1 pseudogene is annotated in these 461 nt (G+C 73.1%); it reads right to left on the bottom strand.

Annotation, left to right across the window (positions count from 1 at the left end):
- Positions 1–461: pseudogene (locus KDL01_RS41935) on the bottom strand (helicase-related protein); the annotation flags it as partial.

Raw genomic sequence — 461 nt, 5'->3', positions numbered from 1 at the left:
GCCTCGGGCATGACGGCAGCCCGCAGCCCGGTCACGCGACTGCCGGTCTCGTCGTCGTACACCTCCTCGACGGCGCACCCGTGCCCGACGGCGTGCGTCCGCACGTGCCGGTACTGCAGGCGCAGCTCCTGCTCCTCCTCGTCCCTGCTGGCCAGACGCACGCTCGGGTACTGGAGCACCTGCCCGTCGACCGGCCGGGCCCGCAGCTCCACTTGGAACAGCATCCGGTCCCAGCGGTCGGTGCCGCCCGATGCGGAATCGTCCCTGGCGGCGTTCACGAGAGCAACGGTGACGAGCTGCCCGCTGCCGAAGGCCCTTCGCCGAATGCGGAGTTCGGCCCGCTCGTCCAGCACCGCGACGTGGTCGCGGCCGGGACCGAGACGGTGTGTCTCGGCGGGCATCGCGATCCGCTGCCAGGTCCGGCCGCGCTGACCGCTGCGGGAGTGGGTCCGGTAGCGGGC

This window comes from Actinospica durhamensis (assembly GCF_018139695.1).
Taxonomy (GTDB): Bacteria; Actinomycetota; Actinomycetes; order Streptomycetales; family Catenulisporaceae; genus Actinospica; species Actinospica durhamensis.
Note: the sequence above shows the minus strand (reverse complement) of the source record. Positions and strands in the feature narration are given on the sequence as shown.